This window comes from Candidatus Poribacteria bacterium (assembly GCA_021295715.1).
Classification (GTDB): Bacteria; Poribacteria; WGA-4E; order WGA-4E; family WGA-3G; genus WGA-3G.
The window spans coordinates 1-16,895 of record JAGWBV010000094.1 but is presented as its reverse complement, the minus strand read 5'-3'; the positions used below and the strand labels follow the sequence as shown (position 1 = coordinate 16,895).

Sequence of the window (16,895 nt, the reverse complement as noted above, 5' to 3'; positions counted from 1 at the left end):
CTTTATACCAGTTCTGACTGCCTTTCTGCTTGCGCGAAAGGTTGCGATTTGCCCGTGCTAACTTGCGCTCGTATCGCTTGAGAGGGCGTGGATTCTCAAACGTTGTCCCGTCTAAACACGTAGCAAGTGTATTGATACCTACGTCAACGCCTATTGGTGGCTTATCGTCAAACAGAAGCGGTTGGTGCTTATAGTTGTTGCTATCCAATCGCCTAACGGTGATAGAAGCATACCATTTGTCATTGTGTTTGGACACAACCACTTTTGTGATTTCACCGGTATACCGCAATTCTTCACGCATACGTATCCACCCTATTTTGGGAAGGTTGACACGTTTTTTGTGGACTTCAACAGTTCCTTCGCCATTGTCTGCTTGGTAGGAGCATTTACCAGATCGGTTCTTATAGACAGGGAACTTGTTTTGTCCTTTTTTCCAGCGGGTTCCTGCGTCCCCAAGATTGTGGATAGCATTCTTGGACGCATTCTGTGAAAGGTCTTTACACCAGTGAAACTTATCATACTTGACTGCGTTGAATTCACGCTTTATGTCAACATGACTTCGCCAGTCGTCTTTGTCTAATCCTGTTTTGAAGGATGACAGAGCGAAGTTGAACGCAACACGGGTATAGCCCGCGTGTTGAGACCTTTGTGTGGATTACTTATTATTCGGAGTGAGTTCTATCTTCTGTGTTCGTTTTCAGAAGCATAAGGTATCCTGCAACCTACAGGTTGCCGAGATTACCTTTCTGCTTCTGCTCCGCTTCGGAGACGATAGTCTCTATTGCTTCAGCCAGTTTCTTTGACTTCTGAGAACGGCGTCCGTAGAGTTTCGCACAAAAAACGGTCATGATTTCCATGACGTCTCGTGTCAGTTCCTCCTCAAATGAAGGTTGTTCACCTTTATTGATAATGACGACTTCAATACCTTTGAGTTCACAGATACGAAAGACGATCTCTCCACCAAATCGTAGAAGCCTGTCTGTGTGTGTGATAACCAGACGAGACATTTCACCCCGCACTATTAACTCAAGGAGGCGGAGGAAGCCTTGCTTATTGTAGTTCATGCCACTGCCAAGATCTCTTATGATTTCAGTCTGCCACTCATTCTTCGTGCAAAACGCTTCAAGGACTGCCTGCTGACGTTCTAAATCTTCCTTTTGATCCGAACTCGAGACGCGGGCATAAGCAATCGTAGGAGCGGCTAAATCATTCGCACCTAATAACTCTTGAAGGCTATAGAGGCGAGTCCCTTTCGGTGTTCTTTTCGCAGGTTGGATAACACCACCTTCCTCCCAACGCCGAAGTGTTTGAGGATTAACACCAAGTAGTTTCGCAGCCTCGCCAATCTTCACAAATCTATCATTCATACATTAATTATACCATATTTCTATAGTGTTTGTTAAATAAAATCTTACATCGTATAGGAATGACTAAAAATGTATAGATTTGTATACATTTAAGTATCTTTTAGCCCACTGCCGCCTGCCCTGTATCAGAATTATCAACATCTTCTTTAAGGAAATCTTCTAGTAGTTTGTCAACGTTATTTTGACTTTTTGTAGGTGTTTTTGATTGGGTATTTCCTGGAGGTAGAACGGAGCGAAACCCGACAAAATCGGGCGAGCCCACCTGTCAGTTTAGATGTGACAGACTACTAGGACTTTTTCTGTGTCTTCAATAGTATCCATAGGCTCACATAGCCTATACCACATGAAAAGATCTTGCATCAAGACGTGTTGTCTGCGGGGCATATTGATTAAATCTCGGATTCTATTCATTCGTTCATTTCGCCTCCTTCGAAATGACGGTGTACGGTTTCCCAACAACCAGACGCTAAAATTCGCCACACTCGACCCGCTTGAGGGAGATGTCCTTCATGCCGAAGGGAGTTGGGCAGATGACGATACGGAACGCCTCGTTGCAGTCGTATTCGGTCCACAGCATGGTCCGGTAACGGCACTGCAAGTCGAAGAGTGCCTGCCGATTGCATCGCGTCGTGGTTACGATGAATTGGTTTTTGCAGGCTTCAGTTTCGATGGTGCAGCACAGGCAATAATCCAAGAAGATCCGAATCCGAGGGTCCGTATCCATATCGCACACATCAATCCAGATGTCGCAATGGGAGACCTACTCAAAGAAACGCCTTCAACACAATTGTTCACCGTGTTCGGAATGCCGCGCACGAGACTTGAAAAGGCAGCCGACGGGGAATACTACATCAAAATGGAGGGTGTGGATGTCTACAATCCAGTAGACAACACCGTGAGTTCCGCAGGTGCGGACAAAGTTGCCGCATGGTTCGTCGATGCTGACTACGACGGTCGAACCTTCTGTATCACCCAAGCCTTCTTTCCCGACAAGAGCGCGTGGGACAAAATCGCCCGCGCCCTTAAAAGGGTCATCGACGAAGACCAATTTGAGAAGTTCAGTGGGATAGAATCCCTTCCATTTCCTGCTGGTGAGCATAAACAGGTTGCCATCAAAGTCATCGATCCGCGTGGGAACGAGGTGATGTCGGTGCATAATTTGGGAGAACAGCGGTATTAAAAATAGTAGGTACACGCCACGTGCTGTCTACTGGGTGAGAACGTGCGATGAATCGCACGACTATAAACAGTGCTGTGATCTTTCGCGAGCGGTGATATATGTTAATTGTCTGAATCGCCGATTGACGCGGATGACACGGAAGTTGAAATCAACAGTACTTGTTATTCAGGAATGGAGAGGAAAATAAAAAATCAACGAAGCGACCATGAAAAAGAACATGAACTCTCTCTGTTAGAGGACGCTATTCGCCGCTCCTATTTTCAGGCACTTGAGCCATTCGGGCTTGGGAAAGAAGTGGTTTTAGAAATAATGGGTTTTGGTGATGAAACGCGGCCGTTAGCAACCAGCGGTGAAGACACAGAAGGTTCGGGGGATAGAAAATTTGCACAACTGGCTGCTCCCGCGTTAGCGTACGTATATTCAATGGCTGACTTAAACCTTGATAGCGAAAGAGATAGGTACACAAGATACTACCTGTTGAGGCTTGTAAATTGTGTTGGTCGTATTTACACAGACGAGGCTTATCACGGGCTTACGAAGCTTCTCAATCGTTTATTAAGGGAAAATCTAAATTTGAAGCATCTTCTCTTAACACAGACTGTATTTTCACTCGCTGAGGTGAGTGTAGGGTTGGATAGGGAAGATTCTGTTTCCATACTCAAGGCTGCTGTGCCTCAGCTTCAGGATCCAGATCATAATCTCGGTGTATTAGTTGGTTATTTTGACAGATTCAATGAGCCAGACGGTATTAAAGACATTCTAACGAACGGTTTAACAGGTCGGATGCCAGAAGTGGAGACTCAAGGCTTGGAGTTATTGCAAAAATACGATCCTGATTTTGTAAAAAAATGGAAAGCGGAAAAAGAGGCTGCTAACACGCAAAACGAGGAATCCGCATGAACCAAAACCGACCCGATGTCCCAATCCAACCCGTTGAACAACCCATCCTGTGCAGTCCCTACGAAAAACCCAATGCACACTGGGTCTACGACACGCTCACTGGTGAAGCCGTCAGACAGTCTGGACGGCGCGACGCAGGCTACTGGTACAAAACCCAACGCACCGGTAGCGCACAACTCCAAATGTTTCGAGAAGAGGAGTGGGACGATCTCCCGTTAGTCAACGCCCTCCGCGCAGATGTCGAACGGTGGCGCGATGCGAATTACCTCAACGCCACATCTGTAACCCGTGACCTCCTAAGACATTGGGCACGTGATGACCTCTTGCGAAGACTCTTTTTCTGTCAACGCGAAGCAGTTGAAACGATCATCTATCTCGCTGAAATCCGGCAAGGTGGCAAGAGAATCGGTTTCACCCCACAATTCACCGATGAGAAGCTCGCTGAGTTGGTGGATACACCCAACGAACCCGAAATTCCCGATCTCATCCGTTACGGATGCAAGATGGCGACTGGTAGCGGCAAAACCGTTGTCATGGCGATGCTCATCGCGTGGGCATTCTGCAATCGTGGCAAAGTGCCTTCCGATGAACGCTTCCCGCAAGCCGCACTCGTCGTCTGTCCAAACCTCACAATCAAAAAACGGCTGCAGGTACTCCGTCCCGAAGATAGCGATAACTACTACGACGAATTTGAACTCATCCCGCACAAACTCCGCCCACTACTCAGCAGCGGGAAGGGAACGGTCACCAATTGGCATCAATTCGCACCCGAATCCCCGCATAGCGAAAGCGGGCAAACTTATGCGGTTGTTGATAAAGGCGACGAAACGCCGGACGCTTTTGCCAAGCGCGTCTTAGGTGAACTCTACGACCGCGCCCCGATTATGGTCCTCAACGACGAGGGACATCACGCCTATCGTCCCGCATCGACTGAGGAGAAACTCTCTGCCGAGGAAAAGAAGGAACGCCAAGAAGCCACCGTCTGGGTCAGCGGTTTGGATACATCCAAGAAGCCTCGGATACACAGGAGAAGACACCGCCGGTCCTGATTGTCGTTTGTGCGGATACCGATATTGCCGAGTATTTTTACCAACGGATTTCTGCAGAGCGGGTGGTCGAGGTCGTTGACAATGAAAGCACGACAAAGCGGAAAAGGAAAAAGGAGACCAAGATTGTCTACGAACAGGACGTAATCTTTCCTGAACTGGCAAACGGTGAAGGTATTACACGCACGCTTCGCATTGATAGCAAAATGCTGAAAGAAGCGGAGAGCGAAGATCCAAATAGAAATCGGAGCCAAGCCGCTGAAGACTTGCAGCAGATTGTCGCTACAATCGGCAAACGCGGACAGCCAGGCGAACAGATTCGATGTGTCGTCTCTGTCGCCATGCTCAACGAGGGATGGGACGCAAACAACGTCACACATATCCTCGGATTACGCGCCTTTACCAGCCAATTGCTCTGTGAGCAGGTCGTCGGACGTGGATTACGCCGTATGAATTACACACCCGATCCAGAGACGGGTCTGCTTACCGAGGAATACGTTGATGTCTACGGCATCCCGTTTTCGGCGATACCTTTCAGAGGCAGAGCCACGGGTGCCCGCGCCCCCGATGACGAGCCGAAAAATCATGTTCGCGCCTTACCTGAACGTGAACACCTTGAGATCCGATTTCCGATTGTTGAGGGATACGCCTTTGCACTCCAAAAGAACGAAATTAAGGCAGATATTGAATCCACAGAACCGTTGAGCCTCCAACCCGAAATTAACCCTACAGCACTCTATGTTAAACCCGCTGTCGGGTATGAAACCGGCACGCCTTCTGCATCAGGTCCAGGCGCGGTGGAACTACAAGACCGTGAGGTATATTATCAAACCACATCGGGATTGCGCATCGGATTGTCCACAAACTCGTTGGTGATAGTCAAACCGCACCAGATCCAGCCAGCAATCCGAAACTCCGACTACTTTCCCGACATCGCCTTTTTCCACAGGTTTTCGGATTTGTTGATGCCTACGTCAAAACAAAAGTTGACTTCCGTGGATGTAACCCATGTGAACTCGGACAGGAGAAATACGTGACGCGTATTGTCGAGAGACTCATGACCGCGATTCAACCTGATGAGGCAAAAGGTGAAATCCCGCTCCTACCTATCCTGAACCGCTATGCACCCATCGGCACATCTGCGGATGTTGATTTTCTTACGCCGCGTCCATGTACCGAAACACTACGGAGCCATGTGAATCAGGTGGTATTGGATACAGGTACATGGGAACGTGCCGCCAAGTTTCGACTTGAGCAATCCGAACTTGTAGAATGTTATGTCCGAAACGATCACCTCGGACTCGGAATCCCTTATGAACACGACGGCATATCTCACCTCTACGAACCCGATTTTATCGTCAGGCTCATAAGCGGTGTCCACCTCGTTTTAGAAATCAAGGGTTTTGAACCTGATCAAGTTCACGTCAAACACGCTGCTGCCAGACGCTGGATCTCCGCAGTCAATAACTGGGGCAAACTGAAGAAATGGGATTTCCGTGTCTGTAGAGACCCTCAACTGCTGGGGCAGGAGTTAAATAAACTGGTCGCTTCTGAGAGTTAGTGCCGTAGGTTGGGTTGAACGGCGTTGAGTGGACAGATTTCGGTGTTTCAAACACACCTTAAGTTCAAGATGCTGTCATATACACCAAGAACACAGTGAAACCCAACTTCAGACCGTTGGGGCTAAAGATAGTTGATGAGCCGCCTCTTATCCTGAAAATCCTTGAATCCTGAAAATCCTGATTCAGACAATGGACACTAAACATGACTCCCGATGCCCGGCTGACTGCTGACTGCTGACGGCTGATCGCTAAAATACATTTGACAGAAAACCCAGAATCTGATACGGTATTAAAAATTGACCTATCGTCCAAAAAACAGCCACGTAAACATATAAACAAGGAAAACGATATGGCACGTTCAAAACAGTCCGACCTGTCATTAATGGAACTCTATAAACACGTAAAAAAACAGCACGGAGATGCCATACTCTTGTGTCGGGTCGGAGATTTCTATGAAGCCTTCTTTGAAGACGCTGAACTCATTGCACGTCTACTTGAGATCGCCTTAACAGCGAGAAGTCATAAAAACCAAAAATCCCCGCCACCACCGATGGCAGGGATCCCACACCACGCACTCGATTCCTATCTCTACAAACTCGTCAAAGCCGGACATAAAGTCGCCATTCTGGAGCAGACCGAGGACGCAAAACTCGCACGAGACGAGAATCGACTCGTCAAGCGCGATGTCGTCCGAATCGTTACACCCGGCACCGTGACCGACCCAAAGGTGCTTGAGCATAAGGTCAACAATTACATCGTCTCGATATATCTCGAAAAAGACATTTACGGTGTCGCTGTTGCGGATCTCTCTACCGGCGAATTTTTGGTGACCGAACTCACAGATCCTTCACGTCTCTGGGCGGAGATCCACCGTTTTTCCCCAAAAGAGTGCCTCTTTGCCGACACCTTCGAGGACGAGGAGATGTTTGATCGGCTCAAAACCGAACTCAAGGTGACACTCAATGAACTACCCGACTGGCGATTTGAAGTAGATACCGCTCGAACGGAACTCCTTCAACATTTCCAAACGATTTCGCTCGACGGATTCGGATGCGAACACCTTCCGACCGCTATCTCTGCCGCCGGCGCGCTCATCTATTACCTGAATGAAACGCAGAAACAGGAAGTCGAACACATCGTCTCCCTGCAGACCTACACGCTCTCGGATTTCATGGTGCTTGATGCTGATACACAGCGCAACCTTGAACTGACAGCCTCCATTCGCGACGGCTCCACGAAAGGCACACTCCTTGAAGTCCTTGATGAAACCGTGACGGCGATGGGGGGCAGACGAATGCGTCAGTGTCTCTTACAACCCTTGCTTGATGAGAAAGAGATTGAGGAACGCCTCGGCGCCGTCGATGAACTCAAAACCCAGATTAACTTGCAGGAGGAATTAAGAGACGCACTCGGTCAGATGTACGATATCGAGCGACTCATCTCACGTATCAGTCTCGGCTCCGTGAACGGACGTGACCTGCATTCCCTCAAGGATTCCCTTCGTCTGATTCCCGATGTTAAGGCGCAGCTCCAAAACTGCAGTAGTGCCATGTTGACATCCCACAACGACACTTTAGATCCACTTCCAGACTTAGTGGCGTTGATTGAACACGGCATTCATCCGAACCCACCCGCAACAATCCGTGAAGGCGACATCATCAATGACGGTTATAGTGAGGAACTTGATGAACTTCGGCAAATAGTAGGACAGGGAAAGGATTGGATAGCCGCTATGCAAGAGGAAGAACGCAAACGCAGCGGTATCCAATCCTTGAAGATAGGATTCAACCAAGTCTTCGGCTACTACATTGACGTGACGAAGCCGAATCTGCACATGGTGCCTGAGCATTATATCCGTAAACAGACGCTTCGGAACTCCGAACGCTTCATTACCCCTGAACTCAAGGAGCAGGAAGCAAAAGTCCTCAACGCCGAGGATCGGATACAGACTTTGGAGTATGAACTCTTCTGTCAGATTCGCGAGGAGGTGTCGAAATGGACGGAAGTTATCCAGAAAATCGCAGCGGCACTCGCGATGATTGATGTCCTTGCCAACTTCGCCTATATCGCATCGAAATACAACTATGTGAAGCCTACCGTGGCGGCAGTGGACGAAATCGTTATCCGTGATGGCAGGCACCCCGTTGTCGAGCAATTATTCACGCAAGAGGGGTTTGTGCCCAACGATACGCTACTCAACTGCGACGACGAGCAATTGCATATCATCACGGGACCGAACATGAGCGGCAAGAGCACGTATCTGCGTCAGACGGCACTCATCGTTCTGATGGCACAGATTGGGTGTTTTGTGCCTGCCGCCGCTGCGAAAATCGGTTTGGTAGACCGGATTTTCACACGGGTCGGTGCGTCGGACAACCTCGTCATGGGGCAGAGCACTTTCCTCGTTGAGATGAACGAGACGGCGAATATCCTCAACAATGCCACCCGCAACAGTCTCGTGATCTTTGACGAGGTCGGACGCGGCACCAGCACGTTTGATGGACTCAGCATCGCGTGGGCGGTCTCGGAGTATCTCTTAGATGAAAAGCGGATGGGCGCGAAGACGCTCTTCGCAACGCACTATCACGAGTTGGTGGAACTCGCCAGCAAATATAAACGCGCCAAGAACTACAATGTCGCCGTTCATGAAGATGGACAGAAGGTAACCTTCCTCCGAAAGGTTGTCCCGGGTGGCGCAGACCAAAGCTACGGTATCCACGTCGCACGGCTCGCAGGATTACCCCAAGTCGTGATTACCCGCGCACAGCAGATACTTGAGGTGCTTGAACAGCACAATCTCAGTGTTGAAGCGGATGGGGCGACGGGGCAGTCCCCGAAAGCGCATCCCACACTGCCGAAACCGCGCCGACGTGTCTCCCGAAAAACGCTGCAAAGCGATTCCCTACAGTTGGCACTCTTTACACCGAAAACGCATCCACTCGTCGAAGAGATCCGACGGTTGGAGCTAACGCAGGTAACCCCCTTGGATGCAGTGAATATTCTCTATGATTTGAAGGCGAAGGCGGAGGAATCTGAGGGTTAGGCAGCAGCGATGCAATCCCCTTCTAACGCACCCAGCGTAACGCGCTGAATCTGATTGATTGCGCTCTCTGGGGCATCCACGAGGACACGGAGATAGTTGTCGGTAAAGCCTGCAAGGCGATTATTTTTTCCTTCTCTGCTCGCTTCGATGAGCACCTCTTTCTGCTTCCCAAGCATCCGTTGTCGAAATGCCGTGTTCAAGCGTTCACCAAGCGCAATCATCGTTTGGCTACGAGCTGCAGAGATGTGTGGGGACACCTGATCCGGATAGGTCGCCGCAGGTGTGCCTTTTCTGGGGGAATAACGGAACACATGCAATTGACTGAATTCGGTATCTTCGACGAATTGACATGATGCCTCAAAATGGGCATCCGTCTCGCCGGGGAACCCGACCATAATATCGGTGGTAATCCCGACATCGTCGCCAAAGACGCGTCGTAAGTTCTCAACGAGATGTGCGAATTCTGCCGTGGTGTAACGCCGACGCATCTGTTGCAGTACCTCATCTGAACCGGCTTGGAGTGGAAGGTGGAAGTGCGGCATGCATTTCGGAAGTGCCGCCATTCGCTCACCGAGGCTATCGGGGAAATACATCGGTTCGATCGAGCTAAAACGGATACGTTCAATGCCTTCGATGTCGTGGATATGTTCTAAAATGTTGGCGATGTCTTTTTCTCGACCAGTATCCACGCCGTAAGCACCGAGATGCACGCCAGTGATGACGACCTCTTTGATACCACTATCAGCAATGCGACAGGCTTCGTCGGCGATGTCATCGAGCGGACGGCTTGTCATCCGACCCCGCACGTATGGAATAATGCAGTAGGTACAGAAAGCACTACATCCGTCTTGCACCTTGATAAGTGCACGCGTGCGTTTGCCAGCGTCGCTAACACCTTTGCTGAAGCGTGCGTGTTCGCGAACCGCATCGTGTTGAACCGGTTCTATGGCGAGGAGCGGATTAGAGGTGTGAGATGCCTCTGCTGGCGAGGTTTCTAACCTCGCTTCGGATGACGTTTCGGTGTGCAATACATCGAGATACTGCTGAAAGTCCGCCTTTTCTCGGTTGCCGAAAACGAACGTCACGCCGGGTATCTCTTCAATCGCCTCGCGGTCGCTTTCCGCATAGCAACCTGTGACGAGCACTTTGGCGTTCGGATGCTGTCGGATCGCTCTCCGAATAACTTGCCGTGCTTTCTGGTCAGCGGTGTTTGTTACGGTGCATGTGTTGATGAGGTAGAGGTCCGCTTGTTGTTGAGAGGTATCATCATCAACAATCATATATCCGTTGCGTCGAAGCGTCTCGCGCATGGATTGCGTATCGTATTGGTTGACCTTACAGCCCATCGTCATCAGTTTCGCGGTTTTCATATTTTTAATTTTACCTTGCGAAGGAACAACATGCATTAGAACTCTCGGATGCGTCCCTTAAATCCGCTCTCCATTACATTACGATCTACGGGTTTTGATGTTATTTTAACCCAAGTTGCTACCTAATAGGTTTGGGTGTTTAAATACAGATTTTTTAGGAAAAGAATCTCTTTACACCCCGTATGAAGATTAATAAAATATTTGGGTAATTCCATGTTCCCCCAGACCCAGTAGGGTCTTTCACCCCAACCGCACCGGGTGTCAATAAAAATTACCCGATTAAATTCTTAATCTTCATGAGGGGTGTTATGTCTATAGAAAATCGGACATTCAAGAACTGCACCCCGTAGGGGTGCTATGTGAATGAGAAACTGGCAACTTGGGTTATTTTAAGAGGTAAACTGTATGAGCCCAATACCTCTTTGCTGACTGCCAATTGCTAATCGCTAACTACTAAAGAAAATTTGACGAAGCACTCGTTTATCAACAAATATTATACCGAATTTTTGCCCGAATTGCAAATAGGATAGCCATCCAAAAAGGTAGATGCGGTTTTATGAAATCTGGTAATGTGGCAAAGGAAGTCATGGATCAAGACGCGTCTATAATCCTGTCCATCCTTGAATCCTGTAAATCCTGATTCAGACAATGAAACAGGACAGAAAATGGGCGGGCACTGAGACCCGCCTCGGAGAGGTGTTTATGATAGTTCGACCGCTTTGCCGGTCCGTGCGCATTCGTAGATAGCCATATTGAGTGCAACAGAACGTCTGCCTTCATAACCATCAACCGCCGGTGAACCACCGTCGTTGATGACTTGGAGCGCGTCCTCGATGACGTTATTCGGATACGGCGGAAGTTCGATTTCGGGTTCGTCATCATCGACGAACTCCCACATCTCCGGTCCGAGACCAACGATGCCTTTTTCGCCGTGAACGTGAATCATTGAAACGCTGCTACCGGGGAAGGTCGTCGTTGTCAGGACGTGTCCGAGCGCGCCGTTTTCAAATTCAAGAATCGCTGAGGTCATGTCCTCAGTTTCACAATTTTCGTGATCGTAGACATCGAAGTGTGCACCGATAACACGTTTCACAGGACCCATGAACCAGAGCATCAGGTCGATGTAATGCACACCTTGGTTCATGATAGAGCCACCACCATCGAGTTTCCATGTGCCGTGCCAACCGACGTAGTAGCTATCCGGACGTTTCCACTTCATGCGGAGTTCGCAGAGCAAAGGTCTACCGAGACCACCTGTTGCGAGGACATGTTGGATTTGACGGTTGTGCGTCCCGTATCGTTCGCCGAAGTCAACAAGCAGTTTGACATCGTTGTCTTCACATGTTTTAATAAGGGAGTTGCAATTTTCAACGCTGACATCCATCGGTTTTGTGGTGATCACGTGTTTACCGCGGCGTGCGGCTTCTTCTCCGAATTTGCCGTGGAGACCGCTCGGTGTCATAATCATTGCCACGTCAATATCATCGCGATCGAACATTTCAAGCGCATCATCGTGGCTTTCGCAGTCAAAACGTTCTTCAGCCGTTTTGCGTCGTTCTTCGACGAGATCCGCTACAGCGACGAGTTCTGCACCGTCTGTCCCATGAATTACACCGGAGCGATTCATGCCCATACCTAAACCGACAACGCCAAAACGTAGAGTATTAGCCATTAGAAAATCTCCTTTTTTATAAGTCGTCAAGGGAATAGCCCTCAGCTTCCAGCAGTTAGCCATCAGCCAAAGGGCGTAACTTCACCAGAAATCCTCTTAACTGAAGGTTTCCGATGGCTGATTGCCGATAGCCAATATGCTGACTGCTATTATACCATATACACAGACTATGCGTTACAAAAAATTGACTATACCCACAATCGGTTTTACCGTTATCCTCTTTCTCTTACACATCGCACCGAAATCCGCATTCGCACAACCCGTTTCCTCACAAAATCAAGGTATCCATTTCACCGATGTAACTGCTGAACTCGGTATTGAATTTCGGCACGTGAACGGCGAAAGCGGTAGGAAGTACTTTATTGAGCCGATTGGCAGTGGCGTCGCGCTCTTCGATTTTGACAATGATACAGATTTAGATCTCTATTTCGTCAACGGTAGCGATCTGCCGGGGGCGACTTCGTCAGTTCCACTGACAAACCGTTTTTACCGCAACGATGGTAGTGCTTTCACCGATATAACCGACGAGACATCTGTCGGTGATACGGGCTACGGATTAGGGTGCTGCGTCGGTGATTACAACAACGATGGTCTCACGGATCTCTATGTGACGAACTACGGTCCAAACGTGCTGTATCGCAACAATGGGGACGGCACTTTTACGGATGTCGCTGATACTGCCGCCGTTGCTGGCAATCAATTCAGTAGTGGCTGTGCTTTTGTAGACGTTGATGCCGATGGCTATCTGGATCTCTATGTTGTCAATTATGTCCAGTTCGATCCAGATACCAATCCAGAATGCTTCCGACAAAATATTCCAACGTATTGCACACCTGAAGCACTACCGGGTGTTGCCGATGTGTTCTACCGTAACAACGGGGACGGGACCTTCACGGATGTCTCGAAAAGCATAGGGATCGGCACAGTGAGTGGCAAAGGATTGGGGGTCGTCTGTGGTGATGTAGATAATGATGGGGATGTTGATATCTTTGTTGCCAACGATACGACACCTAATTTTCTTTATCGCAACGAGCAGAACGGTGTTGCGATGACGGAGGACGCTCTTTTCGCAGGTGTTGCACTCAGTGAGGAAGGGCGCGCCTATAGCGGGATGGGCGCGAATCTCGGTGATTTTGATAACGATGGCTATCTCGATATCGTGATTACGAATTTTCAGGATCAGACAAATAGTCTCTATCACAATGCCCAGAGTGGATTCTTTACTGAGATGAGTTTCGCCACAGGGATTGGTGAGCGGAGCCTTCCGTATTTGGCGTGGGGTGCCGATTTCATCGACTTTAACAATGACGGTTGGTTGGATCTGTTTATTGCCAACGGGCACCTTGATGACAATATCGTCGAGATTGATCCGATTGGCACGTACGCACAGCCAAATCAACTTTTCCTGAGTGATCGGGGTATCAGGTTTTCCGAAATCCCTGACGCGGCGGTAGCACAGCAGAGCGTCAGTCGAGGCACCGCTTTCGGTGATATGGATAACGATGGCGATATTGACATTGTTGTCTCTAACCTCAAAGACACGCCGACCGTTTTGCGGAACGACGGCGGTAACACGTCGCAGTGGCTGTCCATCAAACTCATCGGAACCCATTGCAACCGAGATGCAATTGGGGTACGGGTGACCGTAGTTTCTGGGGGGTTGACGCAGTTGCGGGAGGTTAAAAGTGGTTCGGGATACCTCAGTCAAAACGACCTCCGTTTACATTTTGGGTTGGGTGCCGCGACATCGGTTGATACGCTGACAGTGCGGTGGCTCTGTGGCAGCGTCCAAACCTTACAGAACGTTGAAACGAATCAGGTGCTTGTTATCTCCGAAAATTAGTGCTATCTTTTCTGGTGGTAGAGACACGGGGACTGGCACTCTACACTTCCGTTTATAGCCTTATTTTTTTGTGATATACTATTCAAACCAGTTTGGGTAGCAGGCAAAATGCACCGCATAGTCCGTTTGCTACCTTCCCACCTTCGTAGGGGGATAAATCGACTGGGGATCGGGAAATCCAAATGGATCTGTTGGAAGAACTTAAAGCGCGTGACGAGCGTATTGAAAGATTGGAACGCGCACTTTTGTTAGTGCTGAGTTTGAACGTTGGCAACCATCTCGACAAATCGTCTCAGAACTGTTTTAGCCATGTTCAATCTTTTGCAGTGGAGCAAATGGAAACCCTTATTGCGGAGTCTGGCAGCACTGAAAAAGTTATCGAAGAGTTGCTTGACACCACTGAAAAACGTTATCGTGTTGAACTCGACGCGTTGGATCGGTAACGAGGTGTTTTACGATAAATCGTTCTACCTACGGGATTGCGTAATCATCCGGATTGTCCTTTCGCCAGTTCGGAAGATAGCCTTCTTTGTGTCCAAAACCGTATGAGGGTCCGATTTGATTGATGCTTGACCAGGGCCATGCTTGCCCACCGATGAGACGGAATTCCTCACCTTTGCCGCAGAGCCAGTAGAACATGTGCGCCACGTATCTCGCCACGCCGTGTCCGCCGTATTCGGCGGTTTGGATGTCAAATTCTGGCTCTTCCTTCCAATCCCGTGTCGGTGGAACCGTCCGCCAATAACTGTATTTCAGCATGTGGCGCAGCCCTTCCGCTGTGGACTCACCGCGCCGATGGAGGATGCTTTGCGAATGGATAACAAACGAACCCGCAGGACCTTCGCTTGAGACCCCTTTCTCGGCTATATCTCGACTTGTGGAACGGATGTGTGAACCGGGCATAAGGTCCGTCGGACCCAATTCCATCGGTGTATCCTGCGGGAAATAGAAGACCTCGACGAAATTGGTTTCAGGTCCAAAAACGTGATCGGCATCGTGGTGCCACCCCTGTGCAGGCATCGGGCACTCAACACGATGGTTGCTGACTAACACAGGTAACCCAACGTCCTTACCGAGCAATGAGCGCAATGCCCCGGCGAGTTCTCGGTTGAGAAGGACATGCTTGATGTACCAATCCTCAAGCAGAATCGAGCTGGGTTCGTGCGTATCCCGCATTCGTTCTAAATCGGCGTGTGTCATCCCGTCGGGCATGAAACACGGATTGATCGGCAAATCACCGTTGAGATAATCGCACGTGCGCTGATTGATTTCGTCTGGGACGACGCCTTGGAGTTGTAGGTAGCCATCCCGACAATACTGCAGCACCTGTGTATCGGTGAGCGTCGGTTCACAATCAAAGGTGCGATTGATATTATCATATTTCATCTTTGATTCCCTCACACTTCTCATTTTTCCATTCTAAAAACACCGATTCTGAAGCCGTATCTCTGGTAAAAGGCGACAGCATCCTTGTTATGGGCAAGTACGTCCAACCTAACCTTCTTATCCGTCCATACATTTTCGTATAACCAATCAAGCAGTTGCGTAGCGATACCCTTTCGGCGGTGTGCTCTGTCCACATACAATTGCCGCATATAGTAGTATCCACCGTCGTCTCTGTATAGACAGTAACCGACAATGTGTCCGTTCTGCTTCGCCACATAGCAGATGTAATCGGTTGTCAACCATTCTTTCATCCTTTCGATGAGTTGGGCGGTGTTCATCGGATTCGGGTGCCGTTCGTCCTCGATGAGATGCTGATTCAGTTCGGCAAGCACTTCAGCATCCGTGAGTTCAGCTTTGACGATTTTCATTGCGATTACCTAATTACGTCAACGTCACAGTATCCTGTTTCACAAGGTCCTTTATTTCCCACTCTGAGCCGTAAGCCGCCAACGCTTTCGTCTCAGGAGCGAGTCTCTCCATCACTTCAGGTGGGAAAGATTCGCGGACACCACGCTCGTCTTGGAAGAACTGCGTCTTATATCGTAGAATAAGGAATCTCCGATCGCGATCTGTCGGTTTCCACACCAGCACACCGTGTGTCAACATCTCGGTGATAATCACAACGTCTCCTGCTTTCGGGGTCACATTGACAAGAGCCGGATGGAGCGGGGCATCTATATTCTCCTGTTCAGGGAAAAACAGATGCTCAGGACGCGCAAACTCCCGCTTATGGGAACCCGGTAAAACGATCAAACCCCCGTCCCCCGGATAGACATCCGTGAAATAGAAGAAAGCCACGACATCGTTTGTGAAAATCTGATCGTCTCTAACACCATACCGTCGGGTCCAACGGAAACCTTCCCCAGCACAATGCAGCGGGGTCATCTCCTGTCGCTCGTGCGTATTCACAACAAGCGATCCGCGATTGAAACGCGGTTTGTTCCACGTCAATTCTTTGATGATCGGCCACGTAACAGGATGTAGTGTTAATGCCTCAAGCGATTTGTCGGCGGAGAACCCGTTTGAAAAACCTTCACCACCGCTGCTAATTCCGGGTGGTAATTCATCTGGTGCCCCCTGCACAAGCCGTTCGATCGCTGCTTGTGTGTTGCTGAGTTCTTCTGACGACAGGACGTTCTCTAAATGCAGGTAGCCACGTAGGTCAAAGAGGTATTTCTGTTTCGGTGTCATGTCCTTTCCTCAAGCGGGATAGCGGTATCGTTCTGTTGCGTGATATAGTATAAAGAATTGCTTTAAAATTCAAGATAATTTACGGGCATTCGGGCGTAAAGCCCAATCCTTTAGGTTTGGGATATAGGTTTCCCGCTAATGGACTATTTCCCTAAAAATAAATTTGACTTTCGCCTAAAAATGTTGTACAATTAGAATATCAAGTTGGCAGACATAAACAGCGTTGTCGCAAGGCAATGTGTCTGCCTACCCACTGTTTAGGGGTTAAAGACTTG

The 16,895-nt window shown here is 49.1% G+C and carries 15 protein-coding genes; 8 read left to right on the top strand and 7 right to left on the bottom strand.

The window, feature by feature from the left end; translation table 11 throughout:
* Positions 1-301: transposase (locus J4G07_18955; protein MCE2416068.1), on the bottom strand; the 301-nt coding region annotated here is incomplete at its 3' end.
* Between the two features lie 421 nt (positions 302-722).
* Positions 723-1,367 (bottom strand): IS607 family transposase, encoded by a 645-nt coding sequence (locus J4G07_18950; protein MCE2416067.1) that lies wholly within the window; start codon positions 1,365-1,367, stop codon positions 723-725.
* Positions 1,368-1,710: 343 nt separating this feature from the next.
* On the opposite strand from J4G07_18950, the gene J4G07_18945 reads away from it, so the two are divergent.
* From J4G07_18945 to mutS, 6 genes are all read left to right on the top strand, one after another.
* Entirely contained in the window at positions 1,711-2,547 is an 837-nt protein-coding gene (locus J4G07_18945; protein ID MCE2416066.1) for a hypothetical protein, read from the top strand.
* 105 nt (positions 2,548-2,652) lie between these two features.
* Complete coding sequence (locus tag J4G07_18940; GenBank protein ID MCE2416065.1) at positions 2,653-3,447, top strand: hypothetical protein; 795 nt, start codon at positions 2,653-2,655, stop codon at positions 3,445-3,447.
* Positions 3,444-4,496 (top strand): DEAD/DEAH box helicase family protein, encoded by a 1,053-nt coding sequence (locus J4G07_18935; GenBank protein MCE2416064.1) that lies wholly within the window; start codon positions 3,444-3,446, stop codon positions 4,494-4,496. Before J4G07_18940 ends, J4G07_18935 begins: the two co-directional genes overlap by 4 nt.
* Positions 4,497-4,558: 62 nt before the next feature.
* The gene (locus J4G07_18930) at positions 4,559-5,530 is read left to right on the top strand and encodes a hypothetical protein (protein MCE2416063.1); all 972 of its coding nucleotides are present in this window, start codon (positions 4,559-4,561) and stop codon (positions 5,528-5,530) included.
* Positions 5,527-6,054 (top strand): hypothetical protein, encoded by a 528-nt coding sequence (locus tag J4G07_18925; protein MCE2416062.1) that lies wholly within the window; start codon positions 5,527-5,529, stop codon positions 6,052-6,054. Before J4G07_18930 ends, J4G07_18925 begins: the two co-directional genes overlap by 4 nt.
* A 350-nt stretch (positions 6,055-6,404) precedes the next feature.
* Positions 6,405-9,098, top strand: coding sequence for a DNA mismatch repair protein MutS (gene mutS / locus J4G07_18920; protein ID MCE2416061.1), 2,694 nt, complete (start codon positions 6,405-6,407; stop codon positions 9,096-9,098).
* On the opposite strand, the gene mtaB is transcribed toward mutS, so the two are convergent.
* A complete protein-coding gene (gene mtaB / locus J4G07_18915; protein ID MCE2416060.1) occupies positions 9,095-10,468 on the bottom strand; it encodes a tRNA (N(6)-L-threonylcarbamoyladenosine(37)-C(2))-methylthiotransferase MtaB in 1,374 nt (457 codons plus the stop codon). The two genes, mutS and mtaB, sit on opposite strands and share 4 nt — an antisense overlap.
* Before the next feature lie 700 nt (positions 10,469-11,168).
* Positions 11,169-12,140, bottom strand: a complete 972-nt coding sequence (locus tag J4G07_18910) for a Gfo/Idh/MocA family oxidoreductase (protein MCE2416059.1) — start codon at positions 12,138-12,140, stop codon at positions 11,169-11,171.
* Positions 12,141-12,510: 370 nt separating this feature from the next.
* On the opposite strand from J4G07_18910, the gene J4G07_18905 reads away from it, so the two are divergent.
* Together J4G07_18905 and J4G07_18900 are read left to right on the top strand one after the other, a co-directional pair.
* Complete coding sequence (locus tag J4G07_18905; protein MCE2416058.1) at positions 12,511-13,983, top strand: CRTAC1 family protein; 1,473 nt, start codon at positions 12,511-12,513, stop codon at positions 13,981-13,983.
* A gap of 182 nt (positions 13,984-14,165) precedes the next feature.
* Entirely contained in the window at positions 14,166-14,426 is a 261-nt protein-coding gene (locus J4G07_18900; protein ID MCE2416057.1) for a hypothetical protein, read from the top strand.
* A 28-nt stretch (positions 14,427-14,454) separates the two neighbouring features.
* Here J4G07_18900 and J4G07_18895 read toward each other — a convergent pair whose 3' ends face one another.
* Genes J4G07_18895 through J4G07_18885 form a run of 3 tightly spaced genes read right to left on the bottom strand, consistent with a single transcriptional unit; the run spans position 14,455 to position 16,620 of the window.
* Complete coding sequence (locus J4G07_18895) at positions 14,455-15,369, bottom strand: phytanoyl-CoA dioxygenase family protein (GenBank protein ID MCE2416056.1); 915 nt, start codon at positions 15,367-15,369, stop codon at positions 14,455-14,457.
* 20 nt (positions 15,370-15,389) lie between these two features.
* Positions 15,390-15,797, bottom strand: a complete 408-nt coding sequence (locus J4G07_18890; protein ID MCE2416055.1) for a GNAT family N-acetyltransferase — start codon at positions 15,795-15,797, stop codon at positions 15,390-15,392.
* Between the two features lie 13 nt (positions 15,798-15,810).
* On the bottom strand, positions 15,811-16,620 hold the full coding sequence (locus tag J4G07_18885) for a phytanoyl-CoA dioxygenase family protein (GenBank protein MCE2416054.1): 810 nt from the start codon (positions 16,618-16,620) through the stop codon (positions 15,811-15,813).
* Positions 16,621-16,895 lie beyond the last annotated feature (275 nt).

What these genes read in the sequence shown, in the direction of transcription:
- J4G07_18910 (MCE2416059.1), bottom strand. Translation starts at nt 12,140, where the DNA reads ATGGCTAATACTCTACGTTTTGGCGTTGTCGGTTTAGGTATGGGCATG.
- J4G07_18885 (MCE2416054.1), bottom strand. Translation starts at nt 16,620, where the DNA reads ATGACACCGAAACAGAAATACCTCTTTGACCTACGTGGCTACCTGCAT.
- mtaB (MCE2416060.1), bottom strand. Translation starts at nt 10,468, where the DNA reads ATGAAAACCGCGAAACTGATGACGATGGGCTGTAAGGTCAACCAATAC.
- J4G07_18950 (MCE2416067.1), bottom strand. Translation starts at nt 1,367, where the DNA reads ATGAATGATAGATTTGTGAAGATTGGCGAGGCTGCGAAACTACTTGGT.
- J4G07_18900 (MCE2416057.1), top strand. Translation starts at nt 14,166, where the DNA reads ATGGATCTGTTGGAAGAACTTAAAGCGCGTGACGAGCGTATTGAAAGA.
- mutS (MCE2416061.1), top strand. Translation starts at nt 6,405, where the DNA reads ATGGCACGTTCAAAACAGTCCGACCTGTCATTAATGGAACTCTATAAA.
- J4G07_18895 (MCE2416056.1), bottom strand. Translation starts at nt 15,369, where the DNA reads ATGAAATATGATAATATCAATCGCACCTTTGATTGTGAACCGACGCTC.
- J4G07_18935 (MCE2416064.1), top strand. Translation starts at nt 3,444, where the DNA reads ATGAACCAAAACCGACCCGATGTCCCAATCCAACCCGTTGAACAACCC.
- J4G07_18890 (MCE2416055.1), bottom strand. Translation starts at nt 15,797, where the DNA reads ATGAAAATCGTCAAAGCTGAACTCACGGATGCTGAAGTGCTTGCCGAA.
- J4G07_18945 (MCE2416066.1), top strand. Translation starts at nt 1,711, where the DNA reads ATGAAAAGATCTTGCATCAAGACGTGTTGTCTGCGGGGCATATTGATT.